This window comes from Roseateles sp. GW821-FHT02E12, from assembly GCF_059421665.1.
The window spans coordinates 531,232-553,716 of the sequence record NZ_JBWKVK010000005.1 but is presented as its reverse complement, the minus strand read 5'-3'; the positions used below and the strand labels follow the sequence as shown (position 1 = coordinate 553,716).

The 22,485-nt window shown below is 68.0% G+C and carries 22 protein-coding genes; 6 read left to right on the top strand and 16 right to left on the bottom strand.

Annotated elements, in window-relative coordinates:
- Nucleotide 1: 1 nt before the first annotated feature.
- The 4 genes from AC07V5_RS29800 to AC07V5_RS29785 are packed head-to-tail and all read right to left on the bottom strand — an operon-like array spanning nt 2 to nt 6,812.
- Nucleotides 2-1,423, bottom strand: a complete 1,422-nt coding sequence (locus AC07V5_RS29800; RefSeq protein ID WP_495119235.1) for a glucoamylase family protein — start codon at nt 1,421-1,423, stop codon at nt 2-4.
- 54 nt (nt 1,424-1,477) lie between these two features.
- A complete protein-coding gene (locus tag AC07V5_RS29795; protein WP_495119234.1) occupies nt 1,478-4,411 on the bottom strand; it encodes a TonB-dependent receptor in 2,934 nt (977 codons plus the stop codon).
- Between the two features lie 44 nt (nt 4,412-4,455).
- A complete protein-coding gene (locus tag AC07V5_RS29790) occupies nt 4,456-5,463 on the bottom strand; it encodes a LacI family DNA-binding transcriptional regulator (RefSeq protein WP_495119233.1) in 1,008 nt (335 codons plus the stop codon).
- Nucleotides 5,463-6,812: a GH1 family beta-glucosidase gene (locus AC07V5_RS29785; RefSeq protein ID WP_495119232.1), complete on the bottom strand. Its 1,350-nt coding sequence runs from the start codon at nt 6,810-6,812 to the stop codon at nt 5,463-5,465. Before AC07V5_RS29785 ends, AC07V5_RS29790 begins: the two co-directional genes overlap by 1 nt.
- 208 nt (nt 6,813-7,020) lie before the next feature.
- Between AC07V5_RS29785 and AC07V5_RS29780 the strand changes: the two genes are divergently transcribed.
- From AC07V5_RS29780 to AC07V5_RS29765, 4 genes are all read left to right on the top strand, one after another.
- Nucleotides 7,021-7,443, top strand: a complete 423-nt coding sequence (locus AC07V5_RS29780) for a hypothetical protein (protein ID WP_495119231.1) — start codon at nt 7,021-7,023, stop codon at nt 7,441-7,443.
- Nucleotides 7,440-7,649: a DUF1737 domain-containing protein gene (locus AC07V5_RS29775; protein ID WP_495119230.1), complete on the top strand. Its 210-nt coding sequence runs from the start codon at nt 7,440-7,442 to the stop codon at nt 7,647-7,649. The genes AC07V5_RS29780 and AC07V5_RS29775 overlap by 4 nt, the downstream gene beginning before the upstream one ends.
- 63 nt (nt 7,650-7,712) lie before the next feature.
- Entirely contained in the window at nt 7,713-8,207 is a 495-nt protein-coding gene (locus tag AC07V5_RS29770) for a VOC family protein (RefSeq protein ID WP_495119229.1), read from the top strand.
- A 104-nt stretch (nt 8,208-8,311) separates the two neighbouring features.
- Nucleotides 8,312-8,875, top strand: coding sequence for a PEP-CTERM sorting domain-containing protein (locus AC07V5_RS29765; RefSeq protein WP_495119228.1), 564 nt, complete (start codon nt 8,312-8,314; stop codon nt 8,873-8,875).
- Here the strand turns inward: AC07V5_RS29765 and AC07V5_RS29760 are convergent.
- The 9 genes from AC07V5_RS29760 to AC07V5_RS29720 are packed head-to-tail and all read right to left on the bottom strand — an operon-like array spanning nt 8,847 to nt 18,272.
- Complete coding sequence (locus AC07V5_RS29760; protein WP_495119227.1) at nt 8,847-9,836, bottom strand: tripartite tricarboxylate transporter substrate-binding protein; 990 nt, start codon at nt 9,834-9,836, stop codon at nt 8,847-8,849. The two genes, AC07V5_RS29765 and AC07V5_RS29760, sit on opposite strands and share 29 nt — an antisense overlap.
- A gap of 18 nt (nt 9,837-9,854) precedes the next feature.
- Complete coding sequence (locus AC07V5_RS29755) at nt 9,855-11,090, bottom strand: phenylacetate--CoA ligase family protein (protein ID WP_495119226.1); 1,236 nt, start codon at nt 11,088-11,090, stop codon at nt 9,855-9,857.
- On the bottom strand, nt 11,087-11,386 hold the full coding sequence (locus AC07V5_RS29750) for a hypothetical protein (protein ID WP_495119225.1): 300 nt from the start codon (nt 11,384-11,386) through the stop codon (nt 11,087-11,089). The genes AC07V5_RS29755 and AC07V5_RS29750 overlap by 4 nt, the downstream gene beginning before the upstream one ends.
- A complete protein-coding gene (locus tag AC07V5_RS29745; RefSeq protein ID WP_495119224.1) occupies nt 11,383-12,192 on the bottom strand; it encodes an ABC transporter ATP-binding protein in 810 nt (269 codons plus the stop codon). The genes AC07V5_RS29750 and AC07V5_RS29745 overlap by 4 nt, the downstream gene beginning before the upstream one ends.
- 4 nt (nt 12,193-12,196) lie before the next feature.
- Entirely contained in the window at nt 12,197-13,510 is a 1,314-nt protein-coding gene (locus AC07V5_RS29740) for an ABC transporter substrate-binding protein (protein WP_495119223.1), read from the bottom strand.
- Nucleotides 13,511-13,546: 36 nt separating this feature from the next.
- On the bottom strand, nt 13,547-14,611 hold the full coding sequence (locus AC07V5_RS29735) for a branched-chain amino acid ABC transporter permease (protein ID WP_495119222.1): 1,065 nt from the start codon (nt 14,609-14,611) through the stop codon (nt 13,547-13,549).
- 3 nt (nt 14,612-14,614) lie between these two features.
- Nucleotides 14,615-15,544: a branched-chain amino acid ABC transporter permease gene (locus AC07V5_RS29730; protein WP_495119221.1), complete on the bottom strand. Its 930-nt coding sequence runs from the start codon at nt 15,542-15,544 to the stop codon at nt 14,615-14,617.
- Nucleotides 15,544-16,329: an ABC transporter ATP-binding protein gene (locus tag AC07V5_RS29725; protein WP_495119220.1), complete on the bottom strand. Its 786-nt coding sequence runs from the start codon at nt 16,327-16,329 to the stop codon at nt 15,544-15,546. Before AC07V5_RS29725 ends, AC07V5_RS29730 begins: the two co-directional genes overlap by 1 nt.
- A complete protein-coding gene (locus AC07V5_RS29720; protein WP_495119219.1) occupies nt 16,326-18,272 on the bottom strand; it encodes an AMP-dependent synthetase/ligase in 1,947 nt (648 codons plus the stop codon). Before AC07V5_RS29720 ends, AC07V5_RS29725 begins: the two co-directional genes overlap by 4 nt.
- A 136-nt stretch (nt 18,273-18,408) precedes the next feature.
- Between AC07V5_RS29720 and AC07V5_RS29715 the strand changes: the two genes are divergently transcribed.
- Nucleotides 18,409-19,119 carry a Crp/Fnr family transcriptional regulator gene (locus AC07V5_RS29715; protein ID WP_495119218.1) on the top strand — a complete coding sequence of 237 codons (711 nt, stop codon included), beginning with the start codon at nt 18,409-18,411 and terminating at the stop codon, nt 19,117-19,119.
- A 3-nt stretch (nt 19,120-19,122) separates the two neighbouring features.
- Here AC07V5_RS29715 and AC07V5_RS29710 read toward each other — a convergent pair whose 3' ends face one another.
- On the bottom strand, nt 19,123-19,683 hold the full coding sequence (locus AC07V5_RS29710) for a GNAT family N-acetyltransferase (protein ID WP_495119217.1): 561 nt from the start codon (nt 19,681-19,683) through the stop codon (nt 19,123-19,125).
- Nucleotides 19,684-19,878: 195 nt separating this feature from the next.
- On the bottom strand, nt 19,879-20,784 hold the full coding sequence (locus AC07V5_RS29705; protein WP_495119216.1) for an AraC family transcriptional regulator: 906 nt from the start codon (nt 20,782-20,784) through the stop codon (nt 19,879-19,881).
- A 120-nt stretch (nt 20,785-20,904) separates the two neighbouring features.
- Here AC07V5_RS29705 and AC07V5_RS29700 point away from each other — a divergent pair, with 120 nt between their 5' ends.
- Nucleotides 20,905-21,648, top strand: a complete 744-nt coding sequence (locus AC07V5_RS29700) for an SDR family oxidoreductase (RefSeq protein ID WP_495119215.1) — start codon at nt 20,905-20,907, stop codon at nt 21,646-21,648.
- Between the two features lie 8 nt (nt 21,649-21,656).
- Here AC07V5_RS29700 and AC07V5_RS29695 read toward each other — a convergent pair whose 3' ends face one another.
- On the bottom strand, nt 21,657-22,442 hold the full coding sequence (locus AC07V5_RS29695; protein ID WP_495119214.1) for an alpha/beta fold hydrolase: 786 nt from the start codon (nt 22,440-22,442) through the stop codon (nt 21,657-21,659).
- Between the last annotated feature and the right edge of the window lie 43 nt (nt 22,443-22,485).

The window sequence follows — 22,485 nt, the reverse complement described above, 5'->3', positions numbered from 1 at the left end:
CTCAGCCGAGCCAGCCTCCGGTGAAGCCGGCCTTCTTCAGGCCGCGCACCAGATGCGCGTTCTTGCGCATCGCCTGCCACACCAACTCACCACGGTGGTTGCCCATCATGGCGAGCAGCGGGCCCTGGTCGATGCCCAGCATGTCGGTGTCCACCCAGCCTTTGCCGGGTTCGATGCGGCCATGCGTGAGGCGCACGTCCGGGAAGTTGAAGCTGGGGTTGAAGGCGTCCCAGAAGCCGTAGCGGCCCCAGGTGTGCGGGTAGCGGTCCTTGATGGCCATCAGCGCGGGCACGACGATCTCGGGTGCGAAGGCAATCGAGGAGCCTGCCGCGTAGGGCGCCAGCGTGCCGTCGTCGTACAGGCCCATGCCGCGGCCGGCGTAGCTGATGAAGCGGCGCTTCTCGGTCTTGCCGGCGGTCGTCGTGTAGGCCAGCGAGATGTCGGCCGGGCCGTCGCTGGCGCTGACGCCCCAGACCTCGGCGCTGTAGCCCTGCCAGCCCAGCGGGTTCGCGGCCGCGTAGGCCTGCTGCGCGTAGGTGGCGCGGCGCGAGTTCTCGAAATAGTCGAGGCCCTTGGCGCGCATGTAGGTGTCGCGGATGCCACGGAAGTCCACCCAGCAGTGCGTGAACTGGTGGCCGAACAGTGGCGGGAAGCGCAGCAGCGTCTGGCCGTGGCTCTCGCCCCAGCTGTCGCGGTCGTAGGTGCTGAGCCAGGCGTCATACGCCTCGGGCGCGACCGGCCGCGTGGGCGAACCCAGTGCCAGCAGGTAGACCATCATGGCCTCGTTGTAGCCCTTCCAGTCGCTGGCGATGAAGCCCTTCTCGGGCGACCAGCCGTGGCTGATGGACGGCGGGCGCACCTGGGCCCAGGCCCAGTCCACGCGGCCATAGAGCTCGTCCACCAGTTTGCGGATGGCGGCCTCGTCGGCATGCTTGCCATCGAAGAAGCTCTGCGCATGCAGGGCGCCCATCAGCAGCAGCGCGGTATCGACCGTGGACAGCTCGCACTGGGCGAAGCGCAAGCCCTCCTTCATGTCGAGGAAGTGATAGAAAAAGCCTTTGTAGCCGGCCACGCCGGTCTTGCCCGGGCCCTGCGGCAGGCCGGCGAAGAAACGCAGCGTGGTCAGCGTGCGTTCGCGCGCCTGGGCTCGGGTGATGTAGCCGCGGGCCACGCCCACGGGGTAGGCACTGAGCGCGAAGCCCACCGCCGCGATGCTGGCGAACGACGGCGTGGGCCAGCGGTCGGGCGCGAGGCCCGTCCTGGCGTCCGTCGTTTCCCAGAAGAAATCAAAGGTGCGGCGTTCGAGGTCCGCAAGAAAAGTGTCGGCGGCCAGCGCCGGTGCTTCCGCCCAGCTGGGCAGGTTGGCGGCCAGGGCAAGGCCGGCGCCGTGCGACAGCAGGGCACGTCGGGTCAGCAGGTTCATGGTGGGGTGATTGTGGGAGCGGGCACGGGCCGCGCTCCCACGGGTCTTGCAGGGTCAGAACGAGTAGCTGGCGGTGAGCTTCACCGTGCGGGCCGGATCCCTCACGCTGTTGGGCGTGCCGACGTTGAGGTTGTCGCCACCGTACTTGTTGGCCTTCTGGCCGGGGGCCACGGGACCGCCACCCCAGTCGTCGAGACCGTCGTAGTTGGTGGTGTTGAACAGGTTGATGACGTCCATGCGCAGGCTCACGCGGTGGATGCCGAACTGCAGGGCCTTGGCAATGCCGATGTCGAACTGGCGGAACACCGGGCCGTCACCCTCGACGCTGATGCACTTGTCCCAGCCCGCAGCGCAGGACGTGACCCGGCGCGGGGCGCCACTGGCATAGGTGGCCTTGCCCGACAGCGACATGTCCCAGGGCAGCAGGCGGTCCACGACGCCGGCAGCCACGAGGCGGTGCTTGCTGGCATCGGCGGACGGGTTCCAGCCGTGCGTGCTGCGGCCGTAGGTCCAGTCGAAGATGTCGTTCTTCCACTCCTTGTGGGTGGTCTTGGCGTCGCTGTAGGTGTAGGCGATGTTGACCGCCCAGCCGGAGGCCGCGGTGTAGGGCTTGGCGGCGCTGACGAGCACCGCCTGGGTCTTGGTCTCGCCGACGGAGTCGCCCAGGATCAGCGTGCCGTAGCCGTTCGGTCCGCCCCACAGCGGGTCGATGGGGCTCTGCGTGGCCCAGCCACCGTTGGCGTCGCGGTTGCCGCCGAACCAGACGAACTGGTTCTTGGCATGCACCTGGCTCAGCGCGATCTCGGCGTTCCAGTCGCCCACGGCCTGGCGCAGGCCGAAGCTGAACTGGTCGGCATAGGGCGTCTTGACCTTGTTGTTGATCATCCAGATCTCGCCACCGCCCTGCAGGTTCTTCTGCAGTTCGTCCAGCGCATGGTTGGCCATCGTGCGGTCGTAGCTGCGGCCCCAGCCGCCGAAGAGCACGGACATGCGGTCGCCGAACAGGTCGTAGGACGCCCCGACGCGCGGTGCGAACGCGCCCTTGAAGGCACGGCGCGAGCCGCCGTTGCTGATGTAGTCCTCGATATTGACGCCACCCTTGGCGAGGGACTGGGCGTAGGTCTGGCCGGCCGGGGGCGTGAGGCCCCAGCGCGGGCCGTCCAGCGCCCGCAGCGCGGTGACGCGGTCGGCCGGCGTGACGTAGCTGTTGTTCAGCATGTTGGTCTCGTAGTCCCAACGGATGCCGAGGTTGAGCTCCAGCTGCTTGCTCAGCGCCCAGTCGTCCTGCAGGTAGAGGCCGTACTGCTTGTTGTTGAAGTTGACGTCGACGCTGGGCAGCGCACGGTCGATCTTGCACTGGTCGCTGTTGACGCCGCCGTTGGTGACGTTGGTGCCCGTGCAGACCGAGCCGTTGTAGTACAGGTTGCCGGTGGTGCGGTCGATCAGGGCCTCGACGATGTCGACGCTGCGCGAGGTGCCGCCCAGCTCGTACTTCATCGCCTTGAGCTTGGCACCGACCTTGATGACGTGGCCGGCCATGCCGGTGTAGGTCAGGTCCTCGGCGAAGTACAGGCCCTTCTGGCCGCGCTTTTGCGCGTCGGGCGAGCCCCCGCCGAAGATGACGTCGTCCGCCGCGCTAAGCAACTGGGCCGGGCTGTTGCCGACCTTGTACTTGATGAAGGCGGAGCTGACCGCCGCGTGCGGGTTCCAGGTGTAGTCCTCGTAGCCGGTGCGCGCCTCGCTCAGCCAGGGGCCGCGCGACCACTCGTGCTTGAGGTCGATGCGGGTCTCGTCGTTCTGGCGTTCCTTGTCGTTGCCAGGCAGGCTGAGGTCGCGGTTCTCGGCCACGCGGTCCTTCTCGCGGCGCAGGCGGGCCGAGACGCTCAGGCGCTGCTCGTCGTCGATGTTGATGTCGAGCTTGCCGAACAGCAGGTGTTCCTTGAAGTTGTCGACCTGGCTGCCCTGCAGAGCCACCAGCCCCGGCACGATGCCGGTATTGGGCAGCTTGTCGCGGTTGCGCAGCACGATCTGGCGCGAGTCATCGATGCTCTTGCCGTCGTAGGCGAAGAAGAAGTGCGCCTGGTCCAGCTTGATGGGGCCGCCAACGCTGAAGCCGTACTCGTTCTTGCTCGACGGCGGGCGCGGCACGCCAGCGGCCTCGCGCTGCTGCTCGGACTTGTTCAGCGCGCGCCAGTTGGTGCCGGTGCGGTCGCCATAGACCTCGCCGTGCAGCGTGTTGGTGCCCGACTTGGTGACGGCGGTGATGGCCGCGCTGCTGACCTGGTCGAACTCGGCCTTGTAGTTCTGCGTGATGACCTTGTATTCGGCGATGGCCGACTGCGGGAACGGGTTGCCGCGCGAGGTCTCCTGGCCGCTCAGGCCGCCGCGCAGGATGTTGTTCTTCTGGCCCACGCCGTCGATGAAGACGTTTACATGGTCGAAGTTTTGAGCGCCAGCCTGGACTGAGGTGTAGCCGTTGCCGTCCGACTGGAAGGCCACGCCGGGGGCGAGGTCGATGGCGCTGAGGAAGTTGCGCGTCGTCTGCGGCAGGCTCTCCAGCATCTTGGCGGAGACGTTGGTGCCCATCTGCGAGTCGCGCACGCCCTGGCGCTGGGCGGTGCCGAGGATGGTGACGGTGCCCAGGTTGGTGGCGCCGCCGAGTTGCAGGTCCAGCGCGGCGGTTTCGCCGACGGCCAGCGTCACGCGCTCCGTCTTGGCGCTGCCGACGCGGATCTCGTAGCTGCCGGGCGCCAGGCCCAGCAGCGTGTAGCTGCCGTCGGCCTGGGTCTGCGCGCGGTAGGTGGCGCCGTTGGCGAGGTTGACGGCGACGACGGTCAGGCCGGCGCGCTGCTCACTGGCGGCTGCCTGGACCGAGCCCTTGATGGTGGCCGTGCTGACCTGGGCCGAGGCGGCGCCAGCCAGCGTGAAGAAGACGGCAGTGGCGAGCGCGTGGCGGCGCCACGGCTTGCGGGTTGATTGCTTGCTCATGATGTCCTTGTCTCCTGTTGTGTGATGTGTGATGTGGACGGGATTCAGGTCTTGGTGCCGCCGCAGGAGCGGCGCACGACGAGCTGCACCGGCATCACGGTGGTGCTGACGTCGGGTGCATTGCGTTCAAGGGTGTCGGCGAGCGCGTCGAGCGCCTGGCTGCCGAGCGCGGCGATGGGCACGTGCATGGTTGTGAGCGCGGGGCTCACGTAGCGTGCGACGGGGATGTCGTCGAAGCCGGCGAGGGCGATGTCCTCAGGCACCCGCACGCCGCCGGCCTGCAGCGCGCCGAGCAGGCCGATGGCCATGATGTCGTTGGCGGCGAAGACGGCGTCGGGCCGCTCGGCCACGGGCAGCGCCAGCAGGCTTGCTGCGGCACGCTGGCCGCCGGCCTCGGAGAAGTCGCCCTCCAGCAGCCAGGGCCTAACGCCCGCAGGCAGGCCAGCGCGGTGGCCGCGTTCACGCTCGCGGGCCTCGAAGTTGGCAGAGGGCCCGCCGAGGAAGGCGATGCGCGTGCGGCCTGTGGCAACGAGGTGCTCGGTCATCGCACGCGCGCCACCGAAGTTGTCGACGGCGAAGACCCGCTGCGGCGCCTCCCGCACGCCGGAGTTCAGCAGCACGGCAGGCAGGTTGGACGGCAGGTTCTGCGACAGGAAGTCGTCGTCGGCATGCGGCGACATGACGAGCAGGCCGTCCACGCGGCCGTTCATCGCCCGCAGCGCAGCGGCGGCCTCGTCGGCGTCATCATGGGAGCTGGACAGCAGCAGGTGCAGGCCGCGGGCACGGGCGGCCTGGTCGATGCCGCGGATCAGCTCGGAGAAGAACTCGCCGTGCAGGTCGGGCAGCAGCGCGCCGACGGTGTCGGTGCGGCGCGTGATGAGGCTGCGCGCGGCGCCCGAGGGGCTGTAGCGCAGCTCGCGCGCCACTTCGACGATGCGCTGGCGGGTGTCGGGCAGCACGTTCTCGGCGCCGTTGAGTGCGCGCGACACCGTGGCGACGGACACACCGGCGACACGGGCGACATCCTTGATCGTGGCGGGAGAAACCGACATCAGGGCTCCAGGTTGGTGCCGTGGGCGGCGATGACGTCAGCATAGAAGCGCGCGCTGGCCTTGGGCGTGCGCTGCTGTGTCTGAAAGTCCACATGCACGAGACCGAAGCGCTTGGCGAAACCGAGCGCCCATTCGAGGTTGTCGAACAGCGACCAGGCGCAGTAGCCGCGCACGTCGGCGCCCCGTTGAATGGCGTCCCGCACGGCGGCGATGTGGGTGCGCAGGTAGTGCACGCGCAGCGGGTCGTCGATGCGGCCGTCGATAGCCACGGGCGGGTCGTAGAACGCCGCGCCGTTCTCGGTCACGTACAGCGGCAGGCCGCCGTAGCGTTCGTGCATCCACACCAGCGTGTCGGCCAGGCTCTGCGGGTGCAGCTCCCAGCCGGTCTCGGTGTAAGTGCCACCGGGCTGGCGCTGCGGCGTGGCGGGCACGGGCCAGGCCTTGGCGTCGTGGCGAACGACGGCACGGGTGTAGTAGTTCAGGCCAAGGAAGTCGACAGGTTGCTTCAACGCCTCGACCTCGGCCGCCGGCCAGTCGGGCCAGGCCTCGCCAAACACCTCGCGCAGCTCATCGGGGTAGGTGCCGAGCAAGGCCGGGTCGAGGTACTGCCGGTTCATGTAGGCATCGGCCAGCTTGGCGGCGTGGCGGTCGTACTCGCTGGCGTCGGCCGGCAGATGCTTGGGCTCGATGTTGACGACGAGGCCGATCCTGTTCTTGCCCACGGCGCGGTAAGCCTGCACGCCCTTCGCGTGGGCCTGCATCAGCCGGTGGGCGGCGATGGCCGCCTCGTAAGCGCTCTTGTGCCCGGGTGCCAGCGCGCCATGCATGAAGCCGCCGTCGGCGACGACCCAGGGCTCGTTCAGCGTCACCCACATCGGCACGCGGTCGTCCAGCGCCTTGAAGCAGACCTGGGCGTAGTCGGCAAACCAGTCCGGCATGTCGGGGTTGAGCCAGCCGCCGCGGTCGTCCAGCGCGGCGGGCAGGTCCCAGTGGTGCAGCGTGGCCATCGGCGTGATGCCGGCCGCCAACAGTTCGTCGACGAGGCGCTCGTAGAAGCCCAGGCCTGCCGCGTTCACGGCGCCACGCCCCTCGGGCAGCACGCGGTTCCAGGCGATGCTGAAGCGGTAGGCCGTGAGGCCGAGCTCGCGCATCAGCGCGACGTCGTCCTTCATGCGGCGGTAGTGGTCGCAGGCGACGTCACCCGTGTCGCCACCGAGCACGCGGCCCGGTGTGCGCACGAAGCGGTGCCAGTTGCTGATGCCGGCGCCATCCGCAAGCGGCGAGCCTTCGATCTGGTAGGCCGAAGTCGCGCAGCCCCAGAGGAAGCCTGGCGGGAACGGTTGTCTCATCCGTGTGCCGACTCCGCTTGCGCGGGCCGGTCGTTGTGTTGTCATGTAAACGTTTACATGCATTCTTTCCGTGATCGACGAAGGAGTCAACAGCGTGTTTACCCGCTGCGCGGAACGCGGCGAGCGGGCCCCTCTCGCAAGTCCTGAAGCCACGGTGCAAGGCCCGCTGCTATCTTCCGCGCGCCAAACAATTCAGGGAGAAAACGGCATGGCCATCAATGAAGATCCGATCGTCAAAGGCGCAGCACGCTGGTTCTGGTGGATCGCCGGGCTGTCGCTCGTCAACGCGGTGATGTTCCACGCGGGCAGCGACACCAGCTTCGTCCTCGGGCTCGCCATGACGACGCTGGCCAGCGCGGTGTTCGCGTCGATGCTGCCGGTGGCCATCCTGTTGACGGCCATCACCGTCGGCTTCTACTTTGCGATGGGCCTGTACGCGCAACGCGGCAAGCTGTGGGCCTTCTACGCCGGCCTCGCGGTCTACGTCGTCGACGCCCTCATCTATCTGAAGTTCGAGGACTGGATGTCGGTCGGCTTCCACGCGCTGGCGATCTTCTTCATCGCCAGGGGCCTGATGCGCGTGCGTGAACTCGACCGCATGCCGCCGCCTGAAGCCGCCTCGGCCCAATGACCCGCCCACCCGACGGCCTGCCCGTCTACCGCCTGCTGACCGGCCCCGACGACGCCGGCTTCTGCCATCGCGTCAGCGAGGCGCTGGCCTTGGGCTACCGGCTCTACGGCTCGCCGGCGGCGACTTTCGATGGCCAGCGGGTCATCGTGGCCCAGGCGCTGATCTGGCCGGCGGCCGACGCGCCTACGCCCGTGCCCAAGCCGTAACCCGTCCACGCAACGGCGTCGCTAGCATGCGCGCCCATTGCCGCAATTTGCGAAGAGGACGAGATGCTGGAGCAGCCGGTCGGACATGTCTTTGAAGCCAGCGCCCGCGAGGCACTCTCGCCGCGCCAGCGCCTGCATCTGATCCTGCTCGGCGTCGACAGCGTCGAGCGCTCGACCGCCTTCTACGAAGCGCTGGGCTGGAAGAAGTCCGCCACCGGCACCGCCGGCTTCGCGAAGTTCGACCTGGGCGGCTACGCGCTGTGCCTGATCTCGCGTGCCGACTTCGCCAAGGACGCGGGCTTCGATTCACCCGAAGGCCGCGGCTTCGCTGGCGTCGCGCTGATCCATCTCGCGCAGTCTGCCGACGAGGTGGCGCGCATCCTGGCCAAGGCGGTTGAAGCCGGCGGGCGGCTCGTCAAGCCCGCCACGCGCACGCAGTGGGGCGTCGCGGGTTATTTCACCGACCCGGACGGGCATCTCTTCGAGGTGGATTACGAAGAGGTCTGGGTGCTCGACAACGACCACCGGTTGGTGGTCGACAAGGTCAACGGCACCTAACGCAGCGATCACGCGCCGGCACAAACTCAAGCCCTAAGCTGCAGGAGGGCGCCGCGGGCCTGGCAGCACTAGGCTGGAACCCATCGCATCCATGGAGCGCCGTCATGAAGACCGTCCTCAGCCTGGGGCTTGCCGCCGCGTTGTCCACGTCGGCGCCCGGCGCGGCAGCAGCCAACTGGACCTTCACGTTCACCAACCTGTGCGCCGACATCGGCTGCGTGGACCTGAACGGCCAGTTCAGCGGCGTGGACAGCAATGGCGACGGCACGATCGCGCTGGACGAGCTCACACTGCTGGAGATCGACACGGCACGCTTCTTCCCGGCATGGACGTCAGCGCCAGGCGACCTGCCCGCAGCCGGCTCGACCTTTGCCTTCAGCTACGTCATGGGCGGGCCGCTGAGCTTCAGCGCCGGCGCGTACTACTACCGCGTCCAGGTCAGCGTTACCACCGGCACCGACTACATCATCTTCGGCCCCGTGCCCGAGTCCGGCACCTATGCGTGGACACCGCAGACGACGCAGGTCGTGACGGCAGTCGTTGTGCCGGAACCCGGCACGGCCGCACTGCTGGCACTGGGCTTGTTGACGCTCGGAGCCCGCGCGCCACGGACTCCGCTCGACCCCTGGTCGGCGTCCTCTAGTCAGCGTACTGGCCAGCCGCCTTGATGACCGGGCTGAGCTTGTTGATCTCGGCCTCGACGAACTTCTTGTGCTCGGCCGGTGCAAGGCGTGCATCATTGATGATGACGGCGCCCAGGGCCTCCTGGCGCTTGTGGAAGTCGGCATCCTTCAACGCCGCCCGCAGCGCCGTGTTGACCTTGTCGACCACGGCCTTGGGCGTGCCCTTGGGGGCGTACAGGCCGTGCCAGACCGCCAGGTTGAAGCCCTTCACGCCGGACTCGTCGGCCGTCGGCAGCTTGGCCAGCGAGCCGCTGGTCAGGCGCTTGGACGACATCACCGCGAAGGCCTTGACCTTGCCGGCCTCGATCTGGCCGGTGGTGTTGGTCGTCTGGTCGCACATGATGTCCACCTGGCCGCCGAGCAGGTCGTTCATGGCCGGCGCGGTGCCCTTGTAGGGCACGGTCGTCATGTCAATCTTGATGGCCGACTGGAACAGCAGGCCGCACAGGTGCGAGGCCGAGCCGACACCGGCATGCGCCAGGTTGATGGTGCCCTTGTTGGCTTCCAGCCATTTGCTCAGCTCGGCGTAGTTCGACGCCGGCAGCGAGGGGCGGCCGATCAGCGTCATCGGCACTTCGTTGACCATGCCGAGGTATTCGAAGTCTTCCAGCGTCTTGTAGGGCAGCGTGCGGTACAGGGCCGTGGCGCTGGCGATGCCGATGTGGTGCAGCAGCAGCGTGTAGCCGTCGGGCGTGGCCTTGGCCACTTTGTTGGCACCCAGCGTGCCGCCGACGCCACCGACGTTCTCGATGATGATGGTGCCGCCTAGGGGTTTGCGCAGCGCCTCGGCCAGGTCGCGGGCGACCTTGTCGGTCGGGCCGCCGGCGGCGAAGGGCACGATGATGGTGACGGGCTTCTCGGGGTATTCGGCCAGGGCGGGAACGGCGAACAGGCAGGCCAGCAGGCCAGCGGCAATCGACAGTGAAGTCGGCAGGGAACGGCGCATCGGGGTGTCTCCAACGGGTTAGCGACGGTCTTCGATGAGCTTGCCGTCATTGGGCAGGCTGCCTGGCGGCAGCGTTTCCACCTCAATGCGGAGTTTGGTCAGGTCGCGCGCAGCCTGCATCAGGCTTTCCACGAAGGTTTTCTGCAAGGTCTGTGTAATCTCAATCTGCAGCACAACGTGATCCTGCGCCAATTCGCCGCTGACGACGAGGCGCGCCTTCAGCAGCTCGGGGTGGCGCTTGAGCAGTTCCGCCACCTGGCCGGCATGCACGAACATGCCGCGCACCTTGGCCGACTGGTCGGCCCGGCCCAGCCAGCCGCGCAGGCGCTGGTTGGTGCGCCCGGTCGGGCAACTGCCCGGCAGCACGGCAGACAGATCACCGGTGGCGAAGCGGATCAGCGGGTAGCCGGCGGACAGCGTCGTCACCACCACCTCGCCCACCTCGCCGTCCGGCAGCGGGTCGCCCGAGCCGGGGCGCACGATCTCGACGATGACGCCCTCGTCCACCACCAGGCCTTCGCGCGCGGTGGTCTGGTAGGCGATGAGGCCGAGATCGGCCGTGGCGTAGCACTGGGTGACGTTCACGCCACGCTCCGCAAACCACGCGACCAGGGGCGGTGGGCAGGCTTCGCCGCTGACCAGGGCGCGCTGCAGATAGGGCAGCGCGTGCCCCCCTTCGGCCGCCTTCTCGAGCAGGATGCGCAGCAGGCTCGGCGTGCCGGCATAGGCCTCGGGCTGCAGGTCCATCAGCGCCTGCAGCTGCAGCTCGGTGTTGCCGACACCGCCGGGAAAGCTCGCCGCGCCCAGCGAGCGCAGGCCGGCTTCCATCATGGCGCCGGCCGGCGTCAGGTGGTAGCTGAAGCCCACGTGGGCGAGTTGCCCGGCGCGAATGCCGGCCGCATGCAGCGCGCGCCCGATGCGCCAGGGGTCGGCGCCGTCGGCATCGGGCTCGGGCTCATAGAGCGGCCCGGGCGATTGGAAGATGCGCCGTGGTGCGCCGGCCGCAAAGCCGCCCAGGCGCAGCGTGCGCCGTGCCGCCTGGGCGGCAGCGAGGCTGCTCTTGCGCGTCAGCGGCAGCTGGGCCAGGGCCGCGCGTGAGGTGATGGCCGCCGCATCAATACCGGCCAGCAGCGCGGTGTAGGCCGGGCTGCTCGCCTGGGCATGGGCGACCTGCGCCGGCAGCGCAGCCATCAGCGCGGCCTCGCGGGCGGCCGGGTCGCGGGTCTCCAGCGCGTCGAAGAACTCGTCGCTCACTCGTCTTCCTTCCAGCGCGTGAGCCGGCGCTTGATCTCATCCTGCAGCTTGCGCAACTCGGTCGCGGACTTGAGCGTGAACGTGTCCCACTCGGGCGTGCGCGCCGGGCGCTTGGTGAGCTGGACCTTGACCGTTGCACCGTCCACCGCCAGCTTGAGCACGACGTCGGCGCCCAGCATCCAGCCCTCGCCGCGCTCGGCCAGCACGCGCTGGTCGCGGGCGAAGCGCTTCATCGTCAGCAGCGCCGAGTCCGCATCAAAGGGCGGCGGCGCCATTTCCCAGGAATCGTCACTCATGCGAGCCACCTCTTCCTTCGCTTGTAGCTCTTCACATCCTTGAAGCTGCGCCGCCCTTCCCCGCCCACGCCGAGGTAGAACTCCTTGACGTCCTCGTTCTCGCGCAGCGCGCTGGCGGCGCCGTCCATGACGACGCGGCCGTTCTCCAGGATGTAGCCGTAGTCGGCATAACGCAGCGCCATGCTGGTGTTCTGCTCGGCGAGCAGGAAGGTCGTCCCCTCCTTGGTGTTGAGGTCGCGCACGATCTCGAACACCTCCTCCACGATCTGCGGCGCCAGGCCCATGGACGGCTCGTCCAGCAGCACCATCTTCGGGTTGGCCATCAGCGCGCGACCGATGGCGCACATCTGCTGCTCGCCACCTGACGTGTAGGCGGCCTGGCTGGTGCGCCGGGTCTTGAGGCGCGGGAAGTAGGTGTAGACCTTCTCCAGCGTGGCCGCCACCGCCGCCCGCCCGTCCTTGCGGGTATAGGCGCCGGTCATCAGGTTCTCCTCGATGGTCAGGTGGGCAAAGCAGTGCCGGCCCTCCATCACCTGCACCACGCCACGCTCGACCATGGCCGATGTGGACAGCTTCTCGATGCGCTCGCCGCGCAGCTCGATGCTGCCCTTGGTGACTTCGCCGCGCTCGCCTTCGAGCAGGTTGGACACCGCCCGCAGCGTGGTGGTCTTGCCGGCGCCGTTGCCGCCCAGCAGCGCCACCACCTTGCCCTGCGGCACCTGCAGCGACACGCCCTTGAGCACCAAGATCACGTGGTTGTAGATGACCTCGATGCCGTTGACGTTGAGGAGAACCTCGGTGCTCATCGCATCAGCTCTGGCAGTCTGCGGGCGTGCGACGGGTGAGCTTCTTCTCGCCGGCGTACTTGTCCGCCGCCGCCTTGACCATCGGCTTGATGATCTGGCTGTCGGCCTCGTACCAGTCGCTGCTGAAGCTCCACTTGGCGCCGTCCCAGGTGTGGATGCGCGCCCAGGTCGAGCCCTGGTGATCGGTGCAGCTGGTGCTGATCGGGCGGATCACGCCGGTCAGGCCCAGGGCGGCCAGCTTCTTGTCGTCCAGCGCCAGGTTCTCCAGGCCCCAGCGCACCTGCTCGCCGGTCATGACCTTGCCCTTGCCGAAGCGCTCCTGCGCGCGCCGCACGGCCTCCACGCCGAGCGCCTGGATGACCAGGCCGCGCGTGTAGAGCACCGAGCCGACCTCGTCCTTCGGGCCAGTGCCCTGGCCCTTGTCATGCACGAGCTTGAGGATGTCCTGGATGACCTTGGGACTCTGGCCCGAGGTGTTGAGGTTGAGCGCGTTATAGCCCTTGGCACCCTCACCCACGTCCTTCACATCGGGCTCGGCACCCGACCACCAGACGCCGTACATCTTGTCGCGCGGGTAGCCGGTGGCCTGGGCCTCCTTCAGCGCGGTGGAGTTCATGACGCCCCAGCCCCACAGCAGCGTGTAGTCGGGCCGCTGCTGGCGCACCTGCAGCCAGGCGCTCTTCTGCTCCACACCAGGCGCGGTGACGGGGATCTTCACGAGCTCGAAGCCGTGCGTCTTGCTGCGCTCTTCCAGCAGCGGGATGGGCTCCTTGCCGAAGGGGCTGTCGTGATAGACCAGCGCGATCTTCTTGCCCTTGAGCTTGTCCAGCCCGCCTTCCTTCTTGCCGATGTGCTGGATGAGGATGTCGGCCGCCGTCCAGTAGCTGCCCATCAGCGGGAAGTTCCACGCGAACACGCCGCCGTCGGCCGAGGCCGACAGGCCGTAGCCCAGCGTGATGAGCGGGATCTTGTCGTTGGGCACCTTGTCGGTCAGCGCGAAGGTGATGCCGGTGGCCTGCGGGTCGAAGAGGCTGGCGCCCTTGCCCTTCAGGCGCTCGTAGCACTCCACGCCCTTGTCGGTGGCATAGCCCGTCTCGCATTCCTCGAACGTCAGCTTCACGCCGTTGACGCCGCCGTCGCGCGCGTTGATGAGCTTGATGTAGTCCTGCTTGCCATTGGCCCAGGGCGTGCCGTTGGGCGAGTAAGGCCCCGTGCGATAGACCAGCAACGGGAAGAACTGCTCCTTGGCTTGCGCCTGGGCTGCGGGGGCTGCAAGTTGCAGTGCGGCGAGGGCCGCGCAAGCGATGAAGGTCTTCATGAGCGTTGTCTCCTGTCGTTGTGGGTCTGTGCAAGTTCAGTGAGGGAAGGGCCAGAGGCGCAGCTTTTCCTTGGCTGTCGCCCAGAGCCGTGCCAGACCGTGCGGTTCCTTGATGAGGAAGAACACGATCAGCGCGCCGAAGATCATCAGCGCGAGATGGGAGGCGGTGGCCGTGTCGATGGGCAGGCCGGTCCAGTAGGGCAGCTTGTCCAGGATCAACGGCAGCACGACGATGAAGGCCGCGCCGAAGAAGGCACCCGAGATCGAGCCGAGCCCGCCGATGATGACCATGAAGAGCAGGTCGAACGAGCGGTTGATGCCGAAGGCCGCCGGCTCCCAGGAACCCAGGTGCACGAAGCCCCACAGCGCACCGGCCACGCCGATGATGAAGCTGGACACCGCGAAGGCGCTGAGCTTGGCCTGCATGGGCCGGATGCCGATGACGGCGGCGGCCACATCCATGTCGCGCATGGCCATCCACGAGCGCCCGATGTGGCCGCGCACGAGGTTCTTGGCCGCCAGCGCGAAGACCACGACGAAGGCCAGGCAGAGCAGGTAGCGCGAGGCCGGTGATTCGACATTGAAGCCCGCGATGCTGAGCCCCGCCACGCTGACCGAGCCGGACGAAGAGCCGTTGGTGACCCAGGGCAGGCGCAGGCAGGCCCAGTCGACGAAGAACTGCGCCGCCAGCGTGGCCACCGCGAGGTAGAGGCCCTTGATGCGCAGCGACGGCAGCCCGAAGGCCACGCCCAGCACGGTCGCGCCCAGGCCGCCGGCCAGCAGCGACACGATCAGCGGCATGCCTTCGAAACGAGCCTGGCAGTTGTAGGCCACGTAGGCGCCCACGGCCATGAAGGCGCCCGAGCCGAGCGAGATCTGGCCGCAGTAGCCCACCAGCACATTCAGGCCCAACGCGGCGAGCGACAGGATCAGGAAGGGGATGAAGATGGCGCGCAGCAGGTACTCGCTGGACACCATCGGCACGACGACAAAGGCGACGGCCAGCAGCAGCGCCATCGCGACGCGGTCCTGGCGGATGGGCAGGATCTGGCTGTCCGCCGAGTAGCTGGTCTTGAACTGGCCGTTCTCTCTGTAAAGCATGGCTCAGACCCGATCGATGATCTTCTCGCCGAACAGACCCTGCGGCCTGACCAGCAACACCACGAGCACGAGCACGTACCCGAACCAATACTCGATGCCACCACCCAGCGCCGGCCCGAGGTAGGCCTCCGACAGCTTCTCGCCGACGCCAATCAGCAGGCCTCCGACGATGGCGCCGGGCACACTGGTCAGCCCACCCAGGATGACCACCGGCAGCGCCTTCAGCGCGACCAGCGAAAGCGAGAACTGCACGCCCAGCTTGCTGCCCCAGATCATCCCGGCCACCAGCGCCACAAAGCCGGCCACGCTCCAGACGATGACCCAGATGCGCGACAGCGGGATGCCGATGCTCTGCGCAGCCTGGTGGTCGTCTGCCACGGCGCGCAGCGCGCGGCCGGTGGCGGTCTTCTGGAAGAACAGCGACAGGCCAGCCACCAGCGCCGCTGCGATCAGCGCGGCGTAGAGGTCTTCCTTGCTGACGAGGATGCCGCCCTCGAAGGTCTTGTCGAACAGGAACATCGGGTCCTTGGGCAGGCCGATGTCGATCTTGTAGATGTCGTTGCCGAACAGCGTCTGGCCCAGGCCTTCGAGCAGGTAGGCGATGCCCAGCGTGGCCATCAACAGCGTCACGCCCTCCTGGTTGACGAGCTTGGACAGGGCCAGCCGCTCCACCAGCCAGGCCACGACGACCATGACGGCCAGCGCGCCGGCAAACGCCAGCAGGTTGATGACGAGCTTGCCGTCCAGGCCCGTGTATTTCTGGATCCACTCGGCAAAGCGCGCCATGGCGAGTGCCGCGAACAACACCATCGCACCCTGCGCGAAGTTGAAGACGCCGCTGGCCTTGAAGATCAGCACAAAGCCCAGTGCGATCAGCGAATACAGCATGCCGGCCATCAGGCCGCCAATGAGGGTTTCGAGGAAAGGTCCCATCAGTGGCTCGCTCCGAGATAGGCCTTGATGACATCTTCGTTCTTGCGCACCTGGTCTGGTGCGCCGTCGCCGATCTTCTTGCCGTAGTCCAGCACGACGACGCGGTCCGAGATGTCCATGACGACGCCCATGTCGTGCTCGATCAGCACGATGGTGGTGCCGAACTCGTCGTTGACGTCGAGGATGAAGCGGCACATGTCCTGCTTCTCCTCCACGTTCATGCCGGCCATGGGCTCGTCCAGCAGCAGCAGGCTGGGCTCCATGGCCAGAGCGCGACCGAGGTCCACACGCTTTTGCAGGCCATAGGGCAGGCGGCCGACGGGCGTCTTGCGGTAGGCCTGGATCTCGAGGAAATCGATGATGCGTTCCACCGCCTCGCGCTGCTCGCTCTCCTCGCGCCGCGCGGGGCCGAGGTGCAGGGCCTGCCAGAACAGGCCGCGCTTCATGCGCAGGTTGCGGCCGGTCATGATGTTGTCCAGCACGCTCATGCCCTTGAACAGGGCCAGGTTCTGGAAGGTGCGCGCCACGCCCATCTCGGCCACCTGGCGCGGGCTCATGCCCTTGAAGGTGCGGCCGCGCAGCGTGATGGCGCCCTGCTGGGGCTGGTAGACGCCGTTGATGCAGTTCAGCATCGAGCTCTTGCCCGCACCGTTGGGGCCGATGATGGCCCGCACCTCGTGCTCGCGCACGTCGAAGCTGATGTCGGTCAGCGCCTTCACGCCGCCGAAGGCCAGCGAGATGTTCTTCACGTCGAGGACGACGTCGCCAATCTTCTTCGCGCTCATGCCGCTTGGCCCTTCACGGCAGGAAAGGTGCGCGCCTCGACGATGCGCAGGTCCGCCGCCACCATGGACGTGCGGCCATCCTCGAACTTCACCTGCGTCTCGATGTACTGCGAGACCTTGCCCTCGTAGAGCGCGTCGATGAGCACGCCGTACTTCTCGGCGATGGCGCCGCGCCTGACCTTGCGTGTGCGCGTCAGCTCGCCGTCGTCGGCGTCCAGCTCCTTGTGCAGCACCAGGAACCGGCTGATCTGGCTGCCCGCCAGCAGCTCGTCCTGCGCCAGGTCGGCGTTGACCTTCTCGACGCAGTCGAGGATCAACTCGTAGACCTCGGCGCGCTGGGCCAGGTCGGTGTAGCCGGCGTAGGGCAGGTTGCGGCGCTCGGCCCAGTTGCCCACGGCCTCGAAGTCGATGTTGATGAAGGCGCACACCTTGTCGCGCTTGTCGCCGAAGCAGACGGCCTCCTTGATGTGCGGGAAGAACTTCAGCTTGTTCTCCACGTACTTGGGCGCAAACATCGCGCCGTCGAATGCGCCGCCCATCAGCCGCCCGACATCCTTGGCGCGGTCGATGATCTTCAAGTGGCCGCCGGGCGTCAGGAAGCCGGCGTCACCGGTGTGGAACCAGCCGTCGGGCGTCAGCGCCTCGGCCGTTGCGGCGTCGTTCTTGTAGTAGCCCTTGAGCAGGCCGGGCGAGCGCACCAGCAACTCGCCGCTGTCGCTCAGCTTGATCTCCACGCCGTCAATCGGCACGCCCACCGTGTCGGCGCGGGCCTCATGGTCGGGCTGCAGGCAGACGAAGACGGCGGTCTCGGTGGAGCCGTAGAGCTGCTTGAGATTGATGCCGATGGCGCGGTAGAAGCTGAACAGGTCGGGGCCGATGGCCTCGCCCGCCGTGTAGGCCACGCGCACCCGCGAGAAGCCCAGCGTGTTGCGCAGCGGGCCGTAGATCATCAGGTCGCCAAGGGCGTAGGCCATGCGGTCCAGCAGGCCTACGGGCTCGTGGTCCATCAGCCGCGGGCCAACGCGGCGGGCCAGCGTCATGCAGCGCTCGAACAGCCGGCGCTTGATGGCCGAGGCGTCCTCCATGCGGATCATCACGGTCGTCAGCAAGCCCTCGAAGACACGCGGCGGCGCGAAGTAGTAGGTCGGGCCGACCTCCTTCAGGTCGATGCTGACGGTGCTGGCTGACTCCGGGCAGTTGACGACGTAGCCCACCGCCAGCCACTGCGCGTAGCTGAAGATGTTCTGGCCCACCCAGGCCGGTGGCAGATAGGCCAGCACCTCCTCAATCGACGTCAGCTTGTCAAAGCGCTGGCCGGCCTGCGCACGGTCGATCAGCGTTGCATGGGTGTGCATGACGCCCTTGGGGTTGCCCGTGGTGCCCGACGTGAAGAACAGCGCGGCGACGTCACCCGGCAGGCATGCCGCAACCTCGGCGGCGAAGAACTCGGGGCGCTCGACCGCATGCGCGCGGCCCTGCACGATCAGCTCGTCCAGCGAGGCGAGGCCCGGCTCGTCGTAGTTGCGCAGGCCGCGCGGGTCGTCAAACCAGATGCGCTTGAGCTGCGGACATTGCTCGCGCAGCTCCAGCAGCTTGTCCACCTGCTCCTGGTCCTCGACGATGGCGAAGGCAATCTCGGCGTTGTTCAGCGGGAAGACGAACTCGGCCGCAACGGCGTCCTGATACAGCGGCACCGGCACGGCACCCAGACATTGCGCGGCCAGCATGCTGGCGTACAGGCGCGGCCGGTTCTCTCCGACGACAACGATGTGCTCGCCGCGGCGCAAGCCAGCCGCGGCCAGGCCCAGGGCCAGCTCCTGCACCAGCGCTGCCAGCTGCGCCCAGGACAGCGTCTGCCACACACCGAACGCCTTCTCGCGCAACGCGGGCGCTTCGGGCCGTTGGGCAGCGTGCTCGAGCAAGAGCCGGGGGAAGGTCGTCAAGCCTGTCTCCAATGCGAGGGCTGGAGCCCCCGTCTGTTGGGCCCATTCTGGTCAGTACTTTGACGCCCATCTGTCTGTACGACGACAATTTACGGGTCTTCACGGCCCAGACTTTCCCGCCCCTCAAGCGTCCAACATGGCCGACACCCCACTCAGCCTGCGCCAACGCGCCCGCAGGCCCACCCCGGCCGAGCTGGACGCCATTCCCTGGCTGAAGCTGCTGGACGGCCCACAGCGCGAGCGCGCCATCACGACGCTGGAGGTGGCCGATGCCGAACCGGGCGAGCGCCTGTGCCGCATCGGCCGGCCGGCGAACTTCTGGTTCGGCGTCGTCGACGGCCTGCTGAAGATGAACAACGACGATTCGCTGGGTGCGGCCGTCACCTTCACGGGTGTCCCGCCGGGCGGCTGGTTCGGTGAGGGCACGCTGCTCAAGCGCGAGGTCTACCGCTACAACATCCAGGCCCTGCGGCCCAGCGTTGTCGCCGGCCTGCCCATCGACAGCTTCCATGCGCTGCTGGACGGCAGCATCGCCTTCAACCGCTTCGTGCTGAATCAGCTGAACGAACGGTTAGGGCAATTCATTGCCGCCCGCGAGACCGACCGCATCCACGACCCCGACGTGCGCGTTGCGCGCAACCTGGCCGCCCTCTTCCACCCCACGCTCTACCCGGGCGTGGGCAACTGGCTGCGCATCACGCAGCAGGAGCTGGGTTATCTGGTGGGGTTGTCGCGCCAGCGCGTGAACCAGGCGCTGCACGGCTTGAGCGGCGCAGGGCTGATCCGCATCGAGTACGGCGGCCTGCGGGTGCTGGACCTCGCCGGCCTGCGGCGCTTTCCCGGCTGAGGATCAGGCGGCGAAAGCCACCGCTTCCGGCTCGCCGCGCGGCAGGCTGGCCCAGCGGTTGCCGGTCAGCTCGTACAGCAGGGCCGCGGCGCTGCCGGGGCCATCCGCCAGCGTGCCCTTGGGGCGCAGGCCGAGACCTTCCAGCGTCTTGCGTGTGGGTGCGTTGCTCGGCAGCACGGCGGCGACGACGGCCGCCTCGTGGCGCTGCTCGAAGGCCTGGCTCATCGCGTACTGGGCCATCTCGGACGCCAGGCCGCGGCCCCAAGCCTGGGGCGTGATCCGGTAGTAGAGGTACAGGCCGGCGTGGCCGGCAACGCTGCGATGCATCAGCCCGCCGAAACCGATCAGCGTGTCGGGCTGTTCGCGCTCGGCAATGGCCCAATGGCCGAAGCCACGGGTCTGCCAGTGGGAGAGCCACGTCTGCAACTGCGCTTCGGTTGCCGCCCGGCCATGCGGCGTGGCCGCGGCACAGAAGCGGTTGACCGCAGGGTCGGCATGCAGCGCCGTCAGCGTGTCGAGATCACTTTCCCGGGGCGGCCTCAGCACGAGGCGGCGGGTCACCATGGCCGCTGGCACGGCGGGAACAGAGGCGCAGAACTCACTCGGAACCATGTACGACGCTAACTCGGTGAAAACCCTAGTAGGGTAGCCGCGAGCCGTCCGGGGCGAAAGCCCGGGGGTGCGGGAGCTGTCGCAAAACCGTCACAAAACCACGTAAAGACGGCGAAAGCCGCGGTTGGCGGGCGCCAGCCGCGCACCTTAGGCCCCCTCGCCCGCTCGCGCATACCGGCTGGGCGGCTGCCCGACGTGCCGGGAGAACGCCGTGCTGAACGTGCTGGTCGATCCATATCCCACGCGCTCCGCCACGTCGGCGACGGCGACCCCCTCGTGCCGAAGTAGCCCCTTGGCGATCTCCATGCGCCAGCCCAGCAGATAGGCCATCGGCGTGGCGCCGACCGTGCGGGTGAAGCGGTCGAAGAACGCCGAGCGCGACAGCGCCGCGACGCCGGCCAACTCCCCCACCGTCCAGGCGTGCTCCACCCGGGCATGCAGTTGCCTGAGCGCTGGAGCCAGTCTTTCATCCCCCAGCCCGCGCAGCAGGCCAGGCGGCGCGCTGCCCGCCGTCGTCCAGCGCATGGCTTCGACGAGCAGCATGCCCACCAGGCGCGACAGCATGTATTCGTTGCCCGGCCGCTGCTCCTCGTACTCCTCGCCCACCATGCGCACGAGCTGGGCCAGCCGCTGCGAGCCCCGCACATGGACGACCCCGGGCAGCAACGAGATGAGCAGGCCCGGCTCGGCGCCGTCGAACAGGAAGGCGCCGCCCAACGAGCGCATGTCGGGCTCGCCGTCCATGTCGCCGTGGCGCCGCTCGCCGTTGCCGCCCGGCACGAGCTTGGGATCGATGTGGACGGCCGGCGCGGGGCCGAAGCTGGAGATCGTGAACGGCGGCGTGGTGGGCAGCAGCACGAAGTCGCCGGCGCTCAGCGTCACCGGCTCGTGGCCGTCCACAGCCAGCAGGCAACTGCCCTCCAACATGATGCAGAAGCTGGGCTGTCCGTACTCGGCGTAGCGCACCGCCCAGTCGCCCTTGCCGCTGATGAGGTTGGCGAAGACGGCCCGCGGCTGCATCAGCCGGACGACTTCGGTGAGCGGATCACTCATCACCCGATTCTCCGCTGGATTGGACTTTGACTAAACAAATGCGGATTCTCTGTTATTCATAGTCCTGTCTTCGCTCGATATCGTGAGGTCCTCGCTACCCACCCTTGAAAGGACCTCCCCATGAAAACCGTTCTCATCACCGGCTGCTCCTCGGGCTACGGCCTGGCCACTGCCCGCCACTTCCTCGCTCAGGGCTGGAAGGTCATCGCCACCATGCGCACGCCGCGCGAAGATTTGCTGCCCCGCTCGGACCGCCTGCGCGTGCTGGCCCTGGACGTGACCCGGCTGGACAGCATCGCCGCGGCGGTCTGGGCCGCCGGCCCGATTGACGTGCTCGTCAACAACGCCGGCATCGGCGTCGTCGGCGCCTTCGAAGCGACGTCCATGGACACCGCGCGCGAGGTCTTCGAGACCAACACCTTCGGTGTCATGGCCATGATGCAGGCTGTCGTGCCGCAGTTCCGCGAGCGCCGCGCGGGCGTCATCGTGAACGTGACGTCCAGCGTGACGCTGGCGCCCATGCCGCTGGCCGGTGTCTACACGGCCAGCAAGACGGCCATCACCGGCCTCACCGGCTCGGTGGCTCACGAACTCGCGGCCTTCAACATCCGCGTCAAGCTCGTGGAACCGGGTTATGCGCCGACGACCCGCTTCGCCGAGAACGGCGCCGCGCGCATCCAGGGTTTGATCCCCGACGCCTACATGCCCTTCGCCCAGCCGATCTTCGCGGCCTTCGCCCAACCGGCGGCGGTGACGACGGAGCAGGACGTGGCCGAGGCCGTCTGGCAGGCCGCCCACGATCGCTCGGAGCGCCTGCGCTTTGCGGCCGGGGCCGACGCCGTCGCCCTCGCCCAAGCGGCCTGAGGCGCTGCTCAGCGCCGGATCAACGCATCCAGCTCCTCGGCGACAACGTCGGGCCGGTCCTTCTGGATGTAGTGGCCGGCGCCGTCCACCTGGCGCCGTGTGGCGCCGGGCATCAGCTGCAGCCAGTCCGCTTCCAGCCGACGGACCAGGGTCTCGAAAGCGCCTTTCTCCGCCAAGCCGAAGCTGGAGCGCGCGAGCAGGCGCACCGGCATGCTCGGTGCCGGCTGGGCCTTGGCGCAGTCGACTGATGCCTGGGCGTCGAACTCGGCGCGCATCGCGGCGCCAAACACCGTCGCGCGCATGCCACCGAGGATGCGCGCAGAGGCCGGCGCCTCGCGCTGCATGCGCGCCCAATGGTCGGGATGGGTCGGGTCGACCAGCAGCACCGCGGCAACCTCGGCCGGGTAGAGCTTGGCGAAGACGTATTGGTAGAGGCCGCCAATGGAGTGGCCGACAAGCACATAGGGCGGGTGCTGCCCGGCGGCTTGCAGCGCTGAATGCAGTTCGCGCGCGATGCTGCAGGGGTCGCGCGGCGCGGCCGGCACGGCACTGCTCTCGCCATAGCCCGGGCGGTCATAGGCAAAAACCGACGTGCCCGGCGCGACGCGGCTGATGACGGCGCCCCACACATCCTTGCCGTCGCCCAGGCCGGACTGGAACACCACCACCGGTTGGCCGGCACCCGCCTGCACATAGGCAATGCGGCTGGCGCCAAGCTGCAGGGTGTGCGTGGGCGGCAGGCTGGCGCAGCCGGCCAGCGCGAGGGTGATCGAAAGGGAGGTGAGGAGGCGCATGGCCGCGAAGCCTATGCGCCGAACCTCAACGCCTCCCAAAGAC